Below are 18,512 nucleotides of genomic sequence, written 5' to 3'. Positions count from 1 at the left end.
TCTGCGACTTTATTTGATTATTACTTTCGCACCATTGAGAATGTAGAGACCTGCCTGCTGCGGCTTGTTGATGCGCTGACCTTGCAGATTGTAGTAAACATCAGCAGCTCGATTGGAACTGCCTGTATCAATGCTTTCGATACTCTCAATTCCTGTTGTGGTATCGTCAAAATCGAACACAACTCGTGTGCCTGCGGGTAGAGCGCTGAACTTCATATACGCCTTGTGGATGGGGAAGTTATTGATATTGCTCTCAGCCTTGCGGAAGGTACCGCCCTGCATCACATAAATGGGATCGGTAGTTGTGGCTGTGAGAGAGGTAATGGGGTTTACTGTTACACCTGTCATAACGTTGTTTGTGACATGGTAGACTTGCTGGTCTTGTTCTCCAATCGTGTAGTAGAAGTCAGCATCTGTAGCTTCCTTATCAAGAACCTTGAGAAGTACGCCCGTATAAGCAGGAACGTAAGAATAAGAACCTGTGTAACCATCGTTTTTATCAACACTCGTCATTCGAACGTGCTTGGTGGCTGTGCCATAGTCGCCTTTTCCATCCAAAATCTTAGTGCTGGCTACGAAAGCTGCTATCTCTGAACGGTGATTCTCATTGTAGTAGTCGCTGAAGTCTACATCGAACTCACGAGCGAAAGTACCGTACTTCTTACTAATTTTGACATCCTTGATTTTGAACTCAAGCTGTGAAGTGAAGTCGTAAGGACTCGTCTCGTTTTTATCAGTATCTTTCTTATAGACTGTCTTCGCCCATTCTTTCTTATAGATTGGAAGCGCCGTTTTCTTCACATAGATCTTCGTCGCCTTAGCGAACTCGCTGTAGTTTGTGTTTGTTTGGTCGAGATCGAAGCGAGTAGTGCTCAACATTTGCTTCGTGGGGTTGCTTTCAATGAAGAATACGCTCTTGATGATACTTGTATTGTTTGCGCGGTTGGTGATGAAAGCTTGAGCACCAATGTATTCCACGTCTTTCTTTACTACCACTTCCTTTATGCCAGAGGTGACGTGCTGGAAAGCATAGTCGCCGATCATGCTCACTTTGTAGTTTTTGCCGTCATGGGGAATTTCCGTTGGCAGAACAAAGGTCTCGTCAGTACGCTTTGTATTAAGCATATTTACAGCATTATCTGACACCGCGATGTATTCTTCCGTGCCAACCTCAAAAGAAGGTTTGATGGATTTAAACTTCTGGTAGAATGGATCGCTATTGTAGTCATTTAGTTTTTCCTTTCGCACCTGAATATTGATGTTTTGGAACATGTTATGACTCGTCTGTGTTCCATCATCGAACGACATCTTATTCTCTTCTTTATTGATGCTGTCCGCCTTGATTTTTTCATCGCAGAGGAATGTGATTGTTTTAAGATTAGTGCAAAGACCGAAAGCACGTTCACCGATTGAGGTAACCAAATTAGGGATGGTTACATTCTTCAGGTTCTTGCAGTCGTAGAAAGCATATTTCCCGATAGAGGTGATTGACGGAGGTAGCAGGGTGAAGCGGTCGTTTGCTTTTCCTGGAGGGAAAATCATCAATGTCTTTTTGTTCTGCGATAGGAGATAACCATCAACACTTGAGTAGACGGAATTTTTCTTGCTTACGTTGATAGCTTTGAGGTTGGAGCAGTTTTTGAAAGCCTCAGGGCTGATGTCGGTAGTGGCTTCTGAAATGTTGACAGTGTCCAATGCAGCACAATTGCGGAAAGCTTCGCGCTCAATCTTGTTTACATTCTTAGGCACGTTGAAGTTTACCAATCCGCAGTCGGCAAATGCACCAGAGCCGATGGTTTGAATCTCGGCGTCGTCAGCAAACGTTGCCGTCGCCATTTTCTCGCAACCGCTGAAAGCGTTGCTATTGATAGTGGTTACTGTTTTGGGAAACTCGAATTTTTCTAGTTCCTTCAAGTTAGCAAAAGCATTGTGGCCGATGGTCTTCAACGGGCAACTGCCTTGGATGTTGAAAGCCTTCAGTTTCGTATTGGTAGTAAATGCGTTATCGGGAATCTCCTCCAGCTGTGAGCCGTTGGGGACATTGATAGTTTCCAGATTCCAGCATTCAGGGAAAGTAATACCAATTTTTTTGAGAGATGTGGGAAAGGTTACGGTAGTTAATTTCGGACAAGAACCGAAGGTTCTAAAACCGAGTTCTGTAATCTTCGAGGGCTCTTCAAATGTTACGGTCTTGAGTTCTCGGGCACCGAGGAAAGCTTCCTGACCTAAAGATTCTACATTTTTCGGAATAACCATTGAGGTGATGTTTTGTGCCGATATGAAACATCTCTTAGCCATCTTCTTTACCGAGGCTGGGATTGCGTAGGTTTCGCCAGCCTTATTAGGCGGATAGAAATAGAGGATGTCCTTCGCAGGTTTGGAATAGACTATACCGTCTTCAGCTACGAAGTCGGTATTTTCATTCGGAACAATATATTCTTCAACTTTTGTACAAGATGTGAAGCACCCCTCAGCCATACCCATCTTTGTGGTAGGATTGTAGGTTTTGATACCCTTTGGAAGGGTGATTTTTTTGAGTTTCGCTGCATTATCAATTGAAGCCACATTCAGTTTTCTCACATTGTTTAGGTCAATCTCCTCCAGTATGGATGGCAGCAAAAAGGCACAGCTTCCAATTGTTGTAATATTGTTGGGCACTGTATAAGTCTTTTCGGGCTTTGCAGGAGGATAAACCATAAGGATTGTGTCTTTAAAAAGTACACCTGCATCAACGGAGTAAGGCGTGTCTCCTCCACCTACAATTTCAAAAGCTTCGAGCGTGGGCGTGGGCGCAATAGTGGGGTAACCTTCTTTAATCTCTTTTAAATCCTTAGGCAGAACAATCTTTTTCAGCCCTTCGATCAAGCGAAATGCCGGGTTTGTAATCTTTTGCACACGACTGTCAACGGTATAAACTCCGTCAGTAGGATTTACATCAGAAGGCACAGATTGGAGTGTAGTATAGTTCTTCGAATAGAGTGTACCTTGAGAATCTGAACAGTAATTAGGGTTATCAGTAGCTACATCGTGTTTAGGAACACGACGAACTTCTCCCCAAGCATAAGGATCAATGTATTTTACACTCTTCGGAATATTGATTCTCTCCAAGCGTGCACCTCTGAAGCTTGCTCCTTCCAACCTTTCGATAGTCTCAGGAAGTTTTACAGAAGTGATATTGATAGATCTGTAAAGCGAATGAGCGCTCACACCTATAACTTTGAAAGTGGTGCCATTTCCATCGGGGATTGTTCCTGGAATTTCTAATTCTCCTGTACTTGAGTCGTCTGTCCCTAAAAAGTAGAGAGTGTTTTCTGTTGCAGAAACCACCTTGTAGTGGTTCGCACCAAAATGAACAATCTGATCCTTTGTGTAGGCAGACAAACTCATTGGCATTACTATTGAAAGTAACGTCAATAGCAAAAGTTTAATTTTGTTCATAAGCTCATTAAATTAATTTATTTTATATCTTAAAGTGAAGCGTATTTAATTAGCCAACATTTTTCTGGGTTATCATTATTTTCTTTTGTGAGGAGGAGATAACTAAAACGGATAATGTTGTTATAATATTTGCTATCTTCTCGTGTCTGTATTACATCATTTATAATAATACTTATTTTTAGCGTTTATTTTTACATTTCAATTGTATCTGTGATGATTATTGTCTGATGCTTTTTCATCTTAAAGTTTTATTTTTCATATCATTTACCCTTTTTGTACTTTCCTCTTTTTTTTATTATCAGAATGATTTCCAAAGGAAAACCTCAGTTTATGTGGCATGTTTATTCGTTTATTTACTCTATTTTATTGCAAAAATAGGGCTATATTTTTACATCTACATTTTTTTGAGGCTACAAAATAACAAAAGAAATTTATGGGGGGGGGGGGGATTTTTATTGACAAAAATGTGGCGTTTTTAATGAAACTCATGGGGCAAAGTAGGGCCATGGACCATTTATTTGTTTCTCTGAGCAACGGCTCTTTTTCTTCGAGAAAATTATGAGAGAGAAGGACGGATGTTTTGTGATGTGCTGAGCCGATAAATACTGGAATCGTTGGCGAACTTTTGAGGCAGTTTTTGATAGCTTTTTCTTGGGAATGAGCTTCTTGTAAGGGGAAAATGAAAGAAACCTTTGGTAAAGATCCTTTGCGATTGTCGGCGTAGATACAATAAGGGCGTCAGCTGACAGAATAAGGCTGTCAGCTGATAGCCTTATTGTATTTTCAAACGCAATAAGGATATTTACGCTTGGCTTTATAGGGTGTATTTTTTTCCTTTTGTGATAGTATTAGAAGAGCTTCAAGATGCTCACGGTTGCTATGGTGCGAACTTCCTCATTGTCTTTGGTCGATACTCGTGGCTGGAGTTCCAGTTCAGGGCCGCCGCCGGGCAGACCTTTCCCTTTGCCCAAGAAATGCTTGTTGCCGCGTTCGGGAACGCGGATTCTTTCGGGCGGCATCCCCGTGAGAGATATTTCGCGGATTTTGAAACCATTTTGGAGAGAGCCTTCTTTGAGTCCGAGGGCAGTCTCGAGGCGCGTGGCCTCTTGTGTGGAAACGCTCATCTGCTCGCAGAGGTTGCCTAAGATGTCCGTAATGGCTTTTCTGTCGGTGATAAAGGTAGTTTCACGCCCAATATATTGGTAGATGTCCCAGCTAATGGGGCTGACATTGTAGGCCGTTGGGGAGTTCCGCAAGGCCAGGGTGCGCGCCGCTACCGGGGAACTGGGTTGCTGTGGAAGGACGATGCGCGGATGCGCACCCACTGCACTGCTGTCGCCCCGCGCTGTATCGATGGGAGCAAGAGGGAGGTGGCAAAACAGTTCCTTGTCTCTTGCTAAGGCATGGCGCTGTGTGGTAGCTTTGTCCTTCTCGACCGATGCGGCAGTATGGACGAATTCTGTGCTCCATCGGGCGGAACTGTTATCGGCATAAGCAGAGCTGGCTGTACCACTCAGGTTGCCAAAGAGCCATAGGAGCAGGAAACCGACAAGCATTCTTGCCTGAACGCTTACTGGCAGAAAAGATGAAAGCCGCCCCTCAGAAGCCTTCGTTTCTTTCTTGCTGCGGCGAGAAAATATGGGTGAAAGTTGAGGAGCGGTTTTCATTATCAGCGGTTGTAGTTATATTTCTATTCCCAGCCTGCGGCGCGCATAATTTTGCGGGGAATCTCGGTGTTGTCGATTTGTCCAGCAAATTGCTCTGCGCCCACCCCGATGGCGTAGACTCCCACGAAGCCATTGGAATGGCCGTTACTCTGCCAGCCAATGAGACTGTGTTCGTCCATGATTTGGCTCGCGGTGTAAGACACGGGGTCTACGGAGTTGTAGAGACTCTTCTTGTTCTCCGATGAGTCATCGACGAGTTGTTCGTAGGCCTTGTGGAGGCGTTCGGTTTGTGCTTTCGTTAGTTCGAGGCCCTCCCAGAAACCAAAGTTTTCTTTCAGATCCTGGCGCACCACATCCCAACTGAACGCGCTGCCCTTTTCGCGGCGCAAAGCAGCCAGGTGGCGCGGATAGGCAAAGAAGGTTGTTTTCTGGTGGAGGAGCTTTTCGAGGTGGAGGGCATATTTTCCTCTGCCGAGGGACAAACCACCTGTTTCGTGGTCGGCGGTGACAACGATGAGCGTAGAGTCGGGCTTTTTCTTGTAGAACTCGTAAGCAATCTGAACACAGCTGTCCATGTCGATGAGTTCATGGATGAATCCGGCACCATCATTAGAGTGGCAGGCCATATCAATCATGCCGCCCTCAATCATCAGGAAAAAGCCATTGCGTTCCTTTTGGCGTTCGGTGAGAAAACGGATGCCCGCCTGCGTGATTTGCTCCAGCGAGAGATTTTCTGGTTTGCGATCGAGCTTATAAGGGATGGCGTAATCGTTCTGCTTACTGTCGCGGAGCGGCTGAAGGAGAATCAGCTTCTTCTGTCGGTTGGCCTGTTGGAGAAACTCATTGTAGCCGCGCACAATTTTATACCCATTGTCGGCAGCCTGCTGATAGAGGTCCTTATCACCGTTCTCCGATTGATGTTTCAAGATGTCGGAACCCGCGAAGAAGTCGAAACCAGAGAGGGTGAGCTGGCGTCCGATTTCATGGTAAGCATGACGCTCAGGCACATGAGCGTAGAAAACGGCCGGCGTGGCGTGGTTGACCCCCACTGAAGTGGAGATGCCCACAGCTGCCCCGTGTTGCTGCGCGTGCCAAGCCACACTGTTGACAGGCGTGGTGAGGTCGGGCAGCACTCCGACAGCGGCATTCTTTGTCTTAACACCCGAAGCTAAGGCCGTGCCCGCTGCGGCCGAGTCGGTAACACCGCTGGAGGCAGAATAAGTGGAGACGAGCCCCAGATAAGGGAACTGCGTGAAGCAGAGCGGTTTCATTCCGATGCGTCCCTCGCGGGCAGCCAGGAAGGTTTCGGCGGCATTGACTTGATTAACGCCCATGCCATCGCCAATGAAATAGAATACATACTTAGCCCTGGGCTGCGCCATTGCCACAAGGGCAAGCACAGTCAGGCATAATGTGGAGAGAAAACGTTTGGGAGTCATTTGTTAGTCTTTTTTATCCTCGCGGTAGGCACTCTCAATGTAGGGGAGACGGAGAAGGGTATCGCAGATACGCTTCACGTCGTCAGTGTCGTGGAGGAGGAATTCGATTGTTCCGTCGAAGATACCATCGTTGGTGTCGAGGGTGATGTTTTTGATTATAAGGTTCTGCTCACTGTTGTGGAGTACATCGGCAATGGCATAGAGCACGCCGTGGTCGTCAACACCTTTAACATGGATACAGACGGGGAAATAGAGAGTTTTGTGGGTATCCCACTTGAGCGCGATGATATTATTGCCATAGCGCGTTTTGAGTTTTGCAGCCGTGGGACAACTGCGTTTGTGGATTTCGAGCGTATTCTGGGGCGTGATATAGCCTAAGACATCGTCGCCGGAAATAGGGTGGCAACACGGCGCTATGGTACATTTCTGCAATGTGTCCTCATTGAGTACAAGCGTTTGCTTGCGATTGAGGCCGCGCACAAAGTCCTCCACATCCGTGGAGTTGACCTCCGCTTGCTTCTTAGGTCCAATGAACGGCACATAGCGTCGCCAGCCCGTTTTGCGTACTTTCCCAGTGATGGCATCCACATCGGGCTGTCCCAGCTCAATTTTGTCGGCCCCTAATGCCAGTGCCAATTCATCGCGGTCGGCCAATTTGTGGAAACGGCGCAGGATGTCGATATTGGTACTTGTGGCTTCAATATCTTGCTCCTTAAAGAAAGCAGCAAGGCGTTCCTCACCGATGCGCATCTTCTCGCGGTTCTCACGACGCAAGATGGCTTGAATCTTTCCGCGCGCCTTAGCCGTAGTGGCAAAATTGAGCCATTCGGGCTTCACTTGTTGCTCGCGAGAGGTGAGAATCTCCACTTGGTCGCCGCTCTTGAGGCGGTAGCTCAGCGGCACGAGCTTATGGTTGACCTTCACCGCAAAGCAGTGGGTGCCAAGGAAGGAGTGGATATGGAAAGCGAAGTCGAGAGCCGTGGCGTTGTTGGGCATGGTCTTGATTTCACCTTTCGGCGTGAAGACGAGGATTTCTTTAGAGAAGAGGTTGAGCTTGATGGTGTCGAGCAGATCAAGCGTGTCGGGCTGCGGGTCGTCGAGGATTTCTTTGATGGAGTCGAGCCATTTGTCGAGTTCATTCTCGTCGTAGTCGGCATCCTTATCTTTGTATTTCCAATGTGCCGCAAAGCCCTGCTCGGCAATATCGTTCATGCGGTCGGAACGGATTTGCACTTCAATCCATTTACCTTGGGCCGACATAAACGTGTTGTGGAGCGCTTGATAGCCATTGGCCTTGGGCGATGAGAGCCAGTCGCGGAAGCGCGTAGGATGGGGACGATAGATTTTCGTTAGGCCCGCATAGATGCTGAAGCACTCGTCGATTTCTTTCTTGCGATCGAGCGGAACGTAGACAATGCGAATGGCCAGAATATCGTAGATTTCGTTGAACGCCACGTGCTTGTTCTGCATCTTGTTCCAGATGGAGTAAGGCGTCTTTATGCGCTGCTGAATCTGATACTTGAAGCCCATGCCGTCGAGCAGTTCGCGGATGGGCGGCACAAAGTTGTCGAAGATTGAAGTGCGATCGGCCTGTGTGGATGCCAGCATATCCTCAATCATTTTATACTCCTCCGGGTGTTCATAACGGAAACTCAGGTCCTCCAGCTCTGTCTTGATTTTGTTGAGACCTAAGCGGTCGGCCAACGGGGCATAGATATAGAGCGTTTCGCCCGCAATTTTATACTGCTTTGAGGGCAGCATGGACGAAAGGGTGCGCATATTGTGGAGGCGGTCACTGATCTTGATGAGGATGACGCGTATGTCGTCGCTCATCGTGAGCAGGAGCTTCTTGAAGGTTTCGGCTTGTAGCGAAGCGCGGTCGCCGAAGATGCCCCCAGAAATTTTGGTGAGTCCCTCCACGATATTGGCCACTTTCGGGCCAAAGAGGTTGGAGAGGTCCTCATTAGTATAATCGGTGTCCTCTTCCACATCGTGGAGCAGGGCAGCACAGATCGAAGTGGAGCCTAAGCCTATCTCTTCGCAGGCTATTTGCGCAACGGCGATGGGATGGAGTATGTATGGCTCTCCCGAACGTCGGCGCACACCTTTGTGGGCCTGCTTGGCAAAATTGAAAGCCTTGGTGATGACATCCACTTTCTTGCGGTGGTTGGTGGCCAGATAGGTATCGAGCAACTTTTGGAAGGCTGCACTGATCATTTCCTCATCTTTCAACTCCTGAGGTGTAAGTTTTTTCGTCGTGTCGGTCATCATGATTGTGAAATTAAGGGGGTGGAGAAATGGCTCGAAGTGGTTGTGCCGTTGCTTATTTCACTTTGAGTTTTTGTCCGGGTTTGATTTTCGAACCAGAGATCTTGTTCTTTTTCTTGAGCTTCTCTACTGTGGTGTTGTTGCGCTTAGCGATATCGGAGAGTGTGTCGCCTTTCTTGACCGTTGTAGAGGAGTTTTTCTCTGCTTTCTTTGTTCTCTTGGTATCTGCCGTCTTGCTGTGGCGTCCTTTACGCTTGTCGCTCTTGCTGTTGCTGCGATTGTCGTCGCGCTCATCAGTCTGGCTGTGGCGCGTACTGCGCGTATGGCGGCGTGCCTCCGCTCTGCTCTCGCGGTTGCTGGAGGACGTTGTCTCCTGTCGGTCTGCACGACTGGAGCGACTGTGTGTGGTGCGCGGTGCCTCTGTTTCGTCCACTTCCACTTCGGCACGCTGCGTCAAGAGTTCATCCGCGCGGTAGTTGTAGACACTATCGCGCAAGTCGATAAACCTTTCTGTGGCGTCCTGAGGTAAGGTGAGCGAGGAGAGCGCTGAAAGTCCCGGAATAATATCTGTTTTGTACTGCGGATTGAGTGCGCGAACAACTTCGATGTCTACTTTGCAAAGTTCGGCCACCTGCTGCATGTGGAGCGTGCGGTCAACGAGCACCGTGTCCGTCAGTATCGGATAGCGACTTTTCATCGGTGCGATGTTGTGGTCGCAATAGTAGTTCATCACATAGTTAGCAGCTATGAATGCGGGCACATAGCCGCGTGTTTCATTGGGCAGGTAGCGATAGATTTTCCAATAGTCGCGTTCTCCGCCCGTTCGGCGAATGGCTTTGCTCACTTGCTGAGGCCCTGCATTGTAGGCCGCGAGGACGAGATTCCAATCGCCATAAATATTATAGAGGTCTTTGAGATACTTGGCGGCAGCCCAACTGGCTTTGTAGGGGTCCATGCGCTCATCAACGAGACTGTTTATCTTCAGATCGTAGCGGCGGGCTGTAGTGATCATAAACTGCCAGAGGCCGGCGGCTCCAGCACGGCTGATGGCCGTTGGGTCGAGACCTGATTCAACAACGGGCAGATATTTCAGTTCGAGCGGTAGGCCGTAGGCATCGAGTGCTGCCTCGAAGATGGGGATGTAATAGTTGCCTGCACCGAGCATATAGCTCACCTTGTTGCGCAACTCCTCTGTGTAGCGGTCGATGAACTTCTGCACGATTGGATTGTAGGGCATCTCCATCTTGTTGGGTAAGCGTTGCAATCGCTCGCGGTACACCTCCGGAGCGTATGTCACATTATAGTTTGAGGTGGTTGCGGTAGTGTCAACGTAGAGATACTTTTTGGCCAACCATTTCTGAAGTTGGACACTCTCGTTGCTATTCATACCTTCGGGTATGTCGAAGACTTCATCACGGTTGGTAATGGAGTCGTGAACTGTGATTTCGCTTTGTGCTGCGAGGCCTGCGGGAAGAACCGTCAGAGCCAATGTGAGAAATATCTTGTTGATTTTGTTCATACTGTTCTTTAGCGTGTGCCCCACAATGCTAAGGGGGCTGTGTCCCAACGTAAAGATGTTCGTTGGGGTTAGAAATTAAAACTACAACCGATGCCGTAGGAAGTTTGGCGAATCAGAGGTGTCGACTGCTGGATAACGGCCGGCTGGAGCTGCATACTCAAGTCGGGCGAAATATCGAACACAGAGAGCTGAGCATCTACATAGGCATCGATCACGCTCAAGGCGTAAACGCCCACGAAGGCAAAGATACTCATGTCGCGATAACGGCGATAGCGGTTTTTGCGGTTTTTGAAGATGGTTTTGAAGCGTTCTTCCTTCCCTGTGATATCGTAGTTGGGAGGAAGCATATTCAGATACGACTTTGTGTTTGGGTCGTCGTCCATAATGTCCAGATAGGCTTGCGAATAGTCGCGGTACATCTGCTGGTTCCACATGAGGGCGTAAGTACAACCCAAGAAACCACCGTAGAAGATAGGCAGTTTCCAGTATTTGCGATTATAGATCTGTCCCGCACCTGGGCACACAAGTGCCAACCAGAGGGCGCGCTTAGGATCGGGAACAAAGGCAGCGTTGGCGGCCTTTTTGAGATTCTCCTTCGTAACGCTTTCCGCCATCTTTCGCAGGCGCGCCGTGTCGGCTGGCAGCTTCCCCTCTTGTGCCTTCTTGACCGTGTCGGTCAGCATCTCTATGGTTTCGCCCTTCAGCATTTCTGTCTCAATGGCTTTCTGCTGCTTCTTGGCTTTTTTGCTGATAGCTTTCACGGACGAGACCTTTGTGGAGTCGTCCACAATAAGACGTGCTTGCGCCGCTCCCTTCGCAGGTGCAAGGAAAGCGGCGACCAAAATAATGAGGATGTATTGCGATAGCGTTTTCGTCATTGTTGTAGGAGTGGCCAAAGGCCTAACTTCTCATCTTGTCGAACATAGCGATGATTTTCTCCAATTCTTCTTCGTTGCCGAAGTTGATAGTGATTTTGCCTTTGCCTTGCTGTGAACAAGTCATCTGCACCTTGGTTTGGAAGAAGTCGCTGAGCCGACCTTTTAGTTCGTTGTATTCTTCAGGCAAGCGGTTCTTGCGGTTGCTCAACTGGTGCCGACCGCTCTTCACAGTCTCGCCAGCGTTGAGGGCCTTTACCATTTCCTCCACTTGTCGAACGCTGTAGCCCCGTTCCTGCACTTCTTTGAAAAGTCTCAGCATCACGCTGGGCTCTTGCGCACCGAGAATGGCGCGGGCATGGCCTTGGTCGATGGATTTGTTGCGCAGAGCCAGCTGCACAGGGGCGGGAAGTTTGAGGAGACGCAAGGCGTTGGCCACCGTGGCCCGCCTCTTACCCACTTTCTCGCTCAGTTCCTCCTGCGTGAGGTGGTACTGCTCAATGAGCTTTTGGTAAGCCAACGCCACCTCAATGGCGTTGAGGTCTTCGCGCTGGATATTCTCCACCAGCGCCATTTGCATCATATTTTCATCGTTGGCGGTGCGGACGTAGGCGGGAATTGTTGTGAGACCTGCCAACTTTGAGGCGCGCCAACGTCGCTCACCGGCAATAATCTCATAGCTCTCGTCGTCCATCTGTCGCAGTGTGATGGGCTGGACGATGCCCAACTGGCGGATGCTTTCTGCCAACTCCTCCAGCGCTTCTTCGTCAAACTCATGGCGGGGCTGGTTGGGGTTGGGGACAATTCTGTCAACGGGGATTTCGTTGATAGACGAACTGCCGCTGGTGTGTATTTCGTCGGCCGTATCAATCAAGGCGTCGAGGCCTCGACCCAATGCGGGGAATTTCTTGTGTACTGGCATTGTTTTTTTCTTTTGTTCTATTCTCGGACGGACCTAAAGAAGCGAACCACTCCGATAAGCCTTTCTCTGAGGATGCTTTACTTCTCGCTCGTTTGTTTCTCTCGCTCTATGAGTTCGCGGGCCAGCGACAAATGGTTCTTTGAGCCTGTGGATTCCGCATCGTAGAGAATGGCGGGCAAACCATGGCTGGGCGCTTCGGAGAGCTTCACGTTGCGCTGAATAACGGTCTTGAATACCAGTTCCTGGAAGTGGCGCTTCACTTCGTCGTAGATCTGGTTGGCCAAACGCAGGCGACTGTCGTACATCGTTAGGAGGAAACCCTCTATCTCCAATCTGGGATTGAGCTTCTTCTTGATGATGCGGATTGTGTTCAGCAATTTGCTGATTCCCTCCAAGGCAAAGTATTCGCACTGTACGGGAATGATGACAGAGTCCGCAGCCGTAAGACTGTTGACCGTGATCAGTCCTAACGAAGGACTACAATCGATGAGAATATAATCGTAGAGGTCTTTGACGGGTTTGAGAAGCTCGGAGATAATGTACTCGCGTTTTTTGAAGTTGAGCATCTCCACTTCAGCCCCTACCAAATTGATATGGGAAGGAACCACATCCAGACCCTCAATTTCGGTTGTGTAAATGGCTTCGCGTATGTCGCCGCGATTCACAATACACTCGTAGATAGACGTGTCAATCTCGTTGAGGTTAACACCTAATCCGGAAGAGGCGTTGGCTTGCGGGTCAGCGTCGATGAGGAGAACTTTCTTTTCGAGCGTTGCCAGAGAGGCAGCCAGATTCATCGAAGAGGTGGTCTTTCCAACACCGCCTTTTTGGTTCGCTATTGCGATGATTTTTCCCATGGGTTCCAATTCGTTATTTAGGTCGCAAAAATAACAAATAATCGTGGAACACTCATGGATAATAGCCTTTTTTAGTATTTTTGCAACGTTTTTTTGTGGAACGATAACCTTTCGCCCGTCGGTTCGCTTACGGGATTTGTTTCTTTTTTTATGACAGAAAATAGACCCTATATTCTTATCTCCAACGATGATGGCTACCAAGCTGGTGGCATTAACTTTTTGATCGACACGCTCAAGTCCGTGGCCGATTTGTTAGTGGTAGCTCCCGACGGCCCGCGGTCGGGATTCAGCACCGCCATCACGTCAGCCCACCCCATTCATGCCGTCCTCATTCGCAAGGAACCAGGCCTAACGGTTTATGCTTGTTCTGGCACGCCAACGGACTGTGTCAAACTTGCCCTTAATCGCTACATCGAACGCCGCCCAGATCTCGTTATAGGTGGTATAAATCATGGTGACAATTCCAGTGTAAATGCTCATTATTCAGGCACTATGGGCGTGGTGCAGGAAGCTGCCATGCAGGGCCTCCCTGCTGTGGCTTTCTCGCTTTGTGACATGAGTGCGAAAGCTGATTTCACGCCTTTGCGCCCTTATCTGATCGACATCACGATGAAGGCTCTCATGGCGGGTCTGCCAGAATTCACTTGCTTGAACGTGAACTTCCCCAAACGCGCTAAATTTGAGGGTGTTCGCATCTGTCGGATGGCGCGAAGCCGTTGGGAAAAAGATATCAAAGATTTAGACAATGCTGGGCGTAGTGGCAACTGGTATTGGCTCGTAGGCGACTGCCAAGAATTAGAGCCTAATGCGACCGACACTGACCGCTGGGCGCTCTCCCACGGCTATGTAGCTATTACGCCGACAACGCTCGACAATACGGCCACACGCCTGATGCCGATGCTAAAAAGTCTGTTTTAATTTTCCCTCGGACGGGTCGGACCAGTCGGACCCGTCGGACCTGTCCGAGAAAACAAGCAATCCCTTATGCGCTACTTCCTAATTGCTGGTGAGGCCAGCGGAGATTTACACGCGGCCCATTTGATGAAAGCTCTGCAGGCTGAAGATCCCGAAGCCGAGTTCCAATATTATGGTGGAAACAATATGCAGGCCGTTGCGCCGGGATGCTTGCGCCACTACGAAGACTTGGCTTATATGGGTTTTATTCCTGTATTGCTCCACGCTCGCACTATCCTGCGCGGGATGCGGCAGTGCAAAGAGCAGATCAGAGCTTATCGACCGGATGTGGTCATACTGGTGGACTATCCGGGCTTTAATCTCTCCATCGCGCGCTTTGTTCACGCGGAGCAAATCTGCCCTGTGTTCTATTATATCTCCCCTAAAATCTGGGCTTGGAAGGAGCGGCGTATCAAAAATATCCGGCGCGACATCGACCGCCTTTATTCTATCCTGCCGTTTGAGGTAGACTATTTCAAACGGAAACACAACTATCCCATCACTTATGTAGGCAATCCCACCATGGATGAGGTGGATGCTTTTGTCCGTCAGCACGGACAACCCACTCCCAACGGACGCACCCTCGCTTTGTTGCCTGGCAGCAGGCGACAAGAGGTGGCGGACAATCTCTCGCGTATGCTCTTGGCGGCCGCTCCCGTACTTGCGGAGCGCGATATGCTGGCTGAGATTGCCGTTGCTCCGGCTTTGCCGCTCGATTTCTATGAGCGCATCATCAGTGCGTCGGGCGTGGAGCGCAGCAGAGTGAAACTGGTGGAGAATCAGACTTATGCGTTGCTGTCGCGCTCAACGGCGGCTCTCGTCACCTCTGGGACCGCCACGCTCGAAACGGCTCTGTTCCGCGTTCCACAAGTGGTGTGCTACTACATCACTTTGGGGCCGCTCTTCCGCCTGCTGCGCCGCCTCTTTTTGAAAGTTCCTTTCGTCTCTTTGGTCAATCTGGTGGGCGGCGAAGAGATTGTGCCCGAACTCGTGGCCGATGAAATGAACGTTGGGAATGTTCGCTGCCAACTGGAGTCTATTCTCCCCAACGGCAGTTGCCGCGAAGCACAGTTGCAGGGCTATGAGCGAATGGCCAAGATTCTCGGGCAACCCGGCGCTCCCGAACACGCTGCTCAGGACATGGTCAAGGCGCTGAGAGAAAAGAGAAACGCCCAATAGTCCGCCTCATCTGTCTTCTCTGAAAAGTTTCTCCCAACTCGTCCGACTGCTCCTCTTCGGTGGAGAGACCGCAAAAGAGAATCGCCACCGCTGGCTGATTTTCTGCTCTCCTAAGAAAAATTGTGTAACTTTGCCGCAACATCACTAATAACACTATCCGTTATGCAAAAACTCGCACATCTTTTTGCTCAAAAACTGCTTCAAGTTGAAGCTATCAAACTGCAACCCGAAGCTCCCTTCACTTGGGCCAGCGGCTGGCTCTCTCCGTTCTATTGTGACAACCGCAAAGTGCTCGCCTTCCCTGACGTGCGCTCTTTCGTGAAACTCGAATTGTGTCGCCTCATCCTCGAAACTTATCCTGAAGCTGAGGCTGTGGCTGGCGTGGCTACGGGGGCTATCGCGCAAGGTGCTCTTGTGGCCGACGAACTGGGACTCCCCTTCAGCTATGTCCGTTCAAAACCCAAAGATCATGGAATGCAGAACCTCATTGAGGGACAAGTGGCTCCTGGTGCTAAAGTTGTCGTAGTGGAGGACTTGATTTCCACGGGCGGCAGTAGTTTGAAGGCTGTGCAGGCTTTGCGCGACCACGGTTGCGAGGTGCTCGGCATGGTGGCCAGTTATACCTACGGTTTCGAGGTGGCTCGCAAGGCGTTCGAGGAGGCTAATGTCGAACTCACCACGCTGACCAACTACGAAGCAGTGGTGGAAACGGCTCTCCAAACAGGATATATCAGCGAGCAGCAAGTTCCCTTGCTCCACGATTGGCGCAAAGACCCCGCCAACTGGGGCAAGAAATAAGCCGTCGCCTTATTCTTTCGTCGGGAAACATTGAGATGTCCGCCCCTCCCGCGGGGTAGGCTCGACCGACGAGTGAGTAATTCTTTATCATCATATAGCCCCTTCCGCACGCTCTTATGGAGTGGCGGAAGGGGCTTATTGTGTCCGTTTCCTTATTCCTCGTATCTTTTTATTATCTTTGCCGCCCAACAAACACAATAAGAATATGGGATTAAGCAAATATGAAAGCGAAGTGAAAAATGTGGCACAGCCGCAGCAGCAACTATACGAACGTTTCAGCAACCTACGCAATCTGGAGGGCATCAAAGAGCGTCTCTCCGATCCCGCCGTACAAGAGCGCATGGCGGCAGAGTTGCCCGCCGACAAGTTGGAGCAGGCTCGCCAGCAGTTTCAGAACGTAGAATTTACAGAAGACACCATCTTACTCACAACGCCTGTAGGAAAAATCACCTTCCGCGTGGTGGAGCGAGAAGAGCCCAAACTCGTCAAGATGGGGAGCGAAGGCAGCCCCATCCCCTTGACAATCTGGATTCAGATGCTCCCAACGGATGCTTACTCCAGCAAACTTCGCGTCACCGTAGGGGCGGAAGTCAATATGTTCATGAAAGGCATGGTGGCAAAACCTCTCCAGCAGGCTGCCGATGGGTTGGCCAACATCTTGAGCGTACTGCCATGATGCGCCATTGGAGTTGGGCGGTGACGCTTGCGGTCCTCTTTTTACTCTCGGCGTGTTCGTCCACGCCGGAGTATGCTCGCGTGCGTGCCTTCTATCGTTGTGCCAACGTGGCAGGAGCTCCGGCTCTGATGCACGCCTTAGCTCCCAACAGCGGTGTGTTCTGCACCATCCGCTTCTCGGGAAGTATGAGTTATGTGGACTATATGAACACCGCGGGCGAGCGGTCGCGCCAGAATCTCTCGGCAGTTGACAAATCCTACGGTATGCCGCAGTTTATCGCCGGCTTTATCGTGGGTCAGCTTCCCACGGCAACGCTCTCTGGCAAAGGACTGGTGGCCTACGACCTCGTATGCCCCAATTGCTACACTTCTTCTTTCATCCAACGTTCCTTAGAATTCTCTACGCAGGATGCCACACTCGTCCATTGCAGTAGGTGTCGACGCATCTACAGCCTTGCCAACGAAGGCGCCGTGGTGGAAAATGCACAGAGCGAAAAGGATAAAAAACTCTATCAATACCACATCCAATACGGCAATAATGCGATGGTCATCACCAACTGACAAAGCATAACAATCAATAAAGGCTCATTCCCCTTATAGATAAGAGGATACAACTTGTTGCAGGTATCTTTTTATCACTTATACTTCTAAAAAAACAAAAGCTTTAGCTAAATAGAAGCTTAGAAGAGAATATACATTTTGCTATTAAATAAGGCTTTTTAATTGTATATTCTCTTTTTTCTGAAATTACAAACAAAAAAAAGTATTATATATTTGTAATATACATATATAATATCTATTTTTGCAAAAACCAAGTTAACAATATACAGAGTTTTTTGAGTTATGTATAAGTCCATAAGTTTTCAATAATGAAAGTTCATCTTAACACTCGAAGTTTATGAATATATAATTCTTTATCTAAATCCTTACATTATGAAAAAGATATTTCTTTTAATTGTACTTCCTTTAGGGATGGTGCTATTCAATGGCTGCAAAGACTCTGTCAATTTGGATGATTACACTGAGAGTAAGCATTATGTTAATTTATACGTGCTACCCAACACCATGGTTGTAGAACCTGCTGAGACTGTAAAGGGTACGCCTGAAGGTTTGAAAGTACGCTTTAAGGGGGTTATTCTGACTCATTTCGCCGGTACGTATGATCCCGGTTTTCTTCAGATTGCAAAAGTTAATGGTGATACGGCATACAATAAGGGGACAGCACCCTTCCGACATGAAGCATTGGGAACACCCATTCGCAGTATCAATGTCGTAGCACTTGACAATATGGACGCAGCACATCCTGCTGGTAGTTCGCTCAATGATGTACTGACAGTGAAAAGCGTTCCACTCAATGACTATTTTAAGCACCATTATGACAGAAAGTTTTTTCGTACGAATCAAGAGCAGATTCTAAAGTTATCAGCAAATCAAGTGTTAGAAAAGATGTGGGATGATTCTTTCTTACATTTCTATTATACAGCAAATCCTGCTCTTGTGCTTCCACCCGTAGAAGTCACCATTGAACTACAAAATGGAACAACCTTAAAGACAAGGAGCAATCAATGAATGTACTTTTTCATTCATTGAGCTGATATAAAAGAGGAAAGTAGCCACAACGAAACAGTGGGCTACTTTCTTTTTTCTGATAATTTTCAAACAACAGCGTAAAGAGAACTCCTTTTCCTCTTATTTATCATATAAAGATACGGTTATCTCAATTTACCTCCCGAAAATTTGTCAGTTTCCGAATCATAGCTTATCTTTGCACCCAGTTCTGCCCGAATGGTGGAATGGTAGACACGAGGGACTTAAAATCCCTTGGTCAGTAATGGCTGTGCGGGTTCGAGTCCCGCTTCGGGCACGGAAAGTTCCCAATCACCTCGTGTGGGGCGGTTGGGACTTTTTAGTATTTGTTGGC

Annotated in this window: 14 protein-coding genes and 1 tRNA gene; 7 read left to right on the top strand and 8 right to left on the bottom strand. The window is 48.7% G+C overall.

What is annotated here, in order from left to right:
• Positions 1-9: 9 nt before the first annotated feature.
• The 8 genes from ABLA33_RS00580 to ABLA33_RS00545 all read right to left on the bottom strand — a co-directional run bounded on the left by ABLA33_RS00580 (position 10) and on the right by ABLA33_RS00545 (position 12,985).
• Complete coding sequence (locus ABLA33_RS00580) at positions 10-3,438, bottom strand: leucine-rich repeat protein (protein WP_347718821.1); 3,429 nt, start codon at positions 3,436-3,438, stop codon at positions 10-12.
• Between the two features lie 848 nt (positions 3,439-4,286).
• Positions 4,287-5,105 (bottom strand): hypothetical protein, encoded by an 819-nt coding sequence (locus ABLA33_RS00575; protein ID WP_347718820.1) that lies wholly within the window; start codon positions 5,103-5,105, stop codon positions 4,287-4,289.
• A gap of 23 nt (positions 5,106-5,128) precedes the next feature.
• The gene (locus ABLA33_RS00570) at positions 5,129-6,544 is read right to left on the bottom strand and encodes an alkaline phosphatase (protein ID WP_347718819.1); all 1,416 of its coding nucleotides are present in this window, start codon (positions 6,542-6,544) and stop codon (positions 5,129-5,131) included.
• A 3-nt stretch (positions 6,545-6,547) separates the two neighbouring features.
• Complete coding sequence (locus tag ABLA33_RS00565) at positions 6,548-8,812, bottom strand: RelA/SpoT family protein (protein ID WP_347718854.1); 2,265 nt, start codon at positions 8,810-8,812, stop codon at positions 6,548-6,550.
• A 55-nt stretch (positions 8,813-8,867) separates the two neighbouring features.
• Positions 8,868-10,331, bottom strand: coding sequence for a transglycosylase SLT domain-containing protein (locus ABLA33_RS00560; RefSeq protein ID WP_347718818.1), 1,464 nt, complete (start codon positions 10,329-10,331; stop codon positions 8,868-8,870).
• A gap of 68 nt (positions 10,332-10,399) precedes the next feature.
• On the bottom strand, positions 10,400-11,038 hold the full coding sequence (locus tag ABLA33_RS00555) for a DUF5683 domain-containing protein (RefSeq protein WP_347718853.1): 639 nt from the start codon (positions 11,036-11,038) through the stop codon (positions 10,400-10,402).
• A 193-nt stretch (positions 11,039-11,231) separates the two neighbouring features.
• Complete coding sequence (locus ABLA33_RS00550) at positions 11,232-12,128, bottom strand: ParB/RepB/Spo0J family partition protein (protein WP_347718817.1); 897 nt, start codon at positions 12,126-12,128, stop codon at positions 11,232-11,234.
• Between the two features lie 77 nt (positions 12,129-12,205).
• Positions 12,206-12,985, bottom strand: a complete 780-nt coding sequence (locus ABLA33_RS00545; protein ID WP_315091197.1) for an AAA family ATPase — start codon at positions 12,983-12,985, stop codon at positions 12,206-12,208.
• A 150-nt stretch (positions 12,986-13,135) separates the two neighbouring features.
• On the opposite strand from ABLA33_RS00545, the gene surE reads away from it, so the two are divergent.
• The 7 genes from surE to ABLA33_RS00510 all read left to right on the top strand — a co-directional run bounded on the left by surE (position 13,136) and on the right by ABLA33_RS00510 (position 18,455).
• Positions 13,136-13,903: a 5'/3'-nucleotidase SurE gene (gene surE, locus ABLA33_RS00540; RefSeq protein ID WP_347718816.1), complete on the top strand. Its 768-nt coding sequence runs from the start codon at positions 13,136-13,138 to the stop codon at positions 13,901-13,903.
• 66 nt (positions 13,904-13,969) lie between these two features.
• Positions 13,970-15,118, top strand: coding sequence for a lipid-A-disaccharide synthase (lpxB, locus tag ABLA33_RS00535; protein WP_311489741.1), 1,149 nt, complete (start codon positions 13,970-13,972; stop codon positions 15,116-15,118).
• A gap of 162 nt (positions 15,119-15,280) precedes the next feature.
• A complete protein-coding gene (pyrE, locus tag ABLA33_RS00530) occupies positions 15,281-15,916 on the top strand; it encodes an orotate phosphoribosyltransferase (protein WP_183696242.1) in 636 nt (211 codons plus the stop codon).
• 205 nt (positions 15,917-16,121) lie between these two features.
• Complete coding sequence (locus ABLA33_RS00525; RefSeq protein ID WP_347718815.1) at positions 16,122-16,592, top strand: hypothetical protein; 471 nt, start codon at positions 16,122-16,124, stop codon at positions 16,590-16,592.
• A complete protein-coding gene (locus tag ABLA33_RS00520; protein ID WP_347718814.1) occupies positions 16,589-17,152 on the top strand; it encodes a hypothetical protein in 564 nt (187 codons plus the stop codon). The genes ABLA33_RS00525 and ABLA33_RS00520 overlap by 4 nt, the downstream gene beginning before the upstream one ends.
• A gap of 372 nt (positions 17,153-17,524) precedes the next feature.
• Positions 17,525-18,160 carry a hypothetical protein gene (locus ABLA33_RS00515; protein WP_347718813.1) on the top strand — a complete coding sequence of 212 codons (636 nt, stop codon included), beginning with the start codon at positions 17,525-17,527 and terminating at the stop codon, positions 18,158-18,160.
• Between the two features lie 210 nt (positions 18,161-18,370).
• A tRNA-Leu gene (locus ABLA33_RS00510) sits at positions 18,371-18,455 on the top strand.
• The last annotated feature ends 57 nt before the right edge of the window (positions 18,456-18,512 follow it).

The sequence above is a fragment of the uncultured Alloprevotella sp. genome, from assembly GCF_963536905.1.
GTDB lineage: Bacteria > Bacteroidota > Bacteroidia > Bacteroidales > Bacteroidaceae > Alloprevotella.
This window is presented reverse-complemented; position numbering and strand designations above follow the sequence as displayed.